The 1,469-nt window shown below is 68.6% G+C and carries 2 protein-coding genes; both read right to left on the bottom strand.

Annotated features, from left to right (window positions below; genetic code table 11):
- On the bottom strand, positions 1 to 581 hold a 581-nt coding region (locus EOA23_RS34655), incomplete at its 3' end, for an FAD-binding oxidoreductase (protein WP_145966606.1).
- 21 nt (positions 582 to 602) lie between these two features.
- Positions 603 to 1,469 (bottom strand): L-threonylcarbamoyladenylate synthase (locus EOA23_RS34650; RefSeq protein WP_145966605.1); only part of this gene is annotated, 867 nt, incomplete at its 5' end.

Below are 1,469 nucleotides of genomic sequence, written 5' to 3'. Positions count from 1 at the left end.
TCCTTCTTCAATTTGCGCAGATCATCGAACACCTCGCCGGTCGGCAGCACCACCTCGACGCCGAGGCAGAGCTCGCGCGCATTGCCATAGGCAAGCACGCCCGTGCCGCCGGCATTGGAGGACAGATTGCCGCCGATCTGGCAGGAGCCTTGCGCGGCGAGCGAGAGCGGAAACAGCCGATCGGCGGCGTCGGCCGCCTCCTGCAGCGTTTGCAGGATGACGCCGGCTTCGGCCGTCACGGTATTCGACAAGACATCGATCTCGCGGATGCGGTTCAGCCGCGACAGCGACAGCACGATGTCGTGGCCGGATTTGTCCGGCACCTGCGCGCCGACCAGCCCTGTGTTGCCGCTCTGCGGCACGATCGGCGTACCGGTCTCGGTCGCAAGCCGCATGATGCGGCTCACTTCCTCGACACTGCCGGGCCTCAGCACCAGCGATGTGCGGCCATGCCAGAGGCCGCGCCGCTCGGTGATGTAAGGCGCGATGTCGGCCTGATCGCGCAAGGCATATTTGTCGCCGACGATTGCCGCGAAGCGGTCGATGACGGCAGGGTCGAGGTCGAAGGGCTGATCGTTCATGGCGGCAAGAACCTATGGCGCTCAGGCCTGCTTGTCACGGGGGGCAGCGGCGCGCGCGAGCCGGTCGTTGATCGCCTCGCCCAGCCCCTCGAAAGGGATCGGCTCGACGGCGATGGTCGCGGCGCCGACGCGGTCAAGCGCCTGCATGGCGGCAAAAAGGTTGCTTGCCGCCTCGCGCAGGTCGCCGGTCTCTGAGAGATTGCGCATAGCCGCCGCATCCTGCCAGCCCTCGGCGCGGTTGCGGCCGAAGGCAAGCAATGCTTCGCCCCTCACGATCTGTTGAACATTGAGCCGCATCGCCGCACCCGGCGCGTAATGCGAGGCAAGCATGCCCGGCGCCTCGATGCCGGCAGCGCCGCGCACCAGTTTCGCGCCGGCCGCCGCCTCGATCTCCTCGGCACTGACGCCGCCCGGCCTGAGCAGCCGCAATTTGCCGTCCTCGACCTTGAGGATGGTCGATTCCAGTCCGACGGGCGTCGCGCCGCCATCCACGACCAGCTTGATCTTGTCGCCGAGATCGGCGGCGACCGCCTGCGCTGTCGTGCCGGAAATCCTGCCCGAGGAATTGGCGCTGGGGGCGGCGAGCGGCCGGCCGAGCCGCGCGATCAGCTCGCCGCCGAACCCGCGCGGCATGCGCAGCGCGATCGTGTCCAGCCCCGCAGTGACCAGCGGATGGATGCCGTTGTCCGCGCGCTGCGGCAGCACCAGCGTCAATGGGCCGGGCCAGAAGGCTTGCGCGAGTTTTGCCGAGAGCGGGTCGAAGCCGGCGATACGATCCGCCATCGCGCGATCGGCGACATGGGCGATCAGCGGGTTGAAGCGCGGCCGGCCCTTGGCCTCGAAAATGCGCGCTACGGCGACGCCGTTGGTGGCATCGCCGGCCAGGCC

Source organism: Mesorhizobium sp. M2A.F.Ca.ET.042.01.1.1 (assembly GCF_003997405.1).
In the GTDB taxonomy this organism is placed as follows: Bacteria; Pseudomonadota; Alphaproteobacteria; order Rhizobiales; family Rhizobiaceae; genus Mesorhizobium.
The sequence above is the reverse complement of the archived record's forward strand: the minus strand, read 5'-3'. Positions and strand labels throughout refer to the sequence as shown.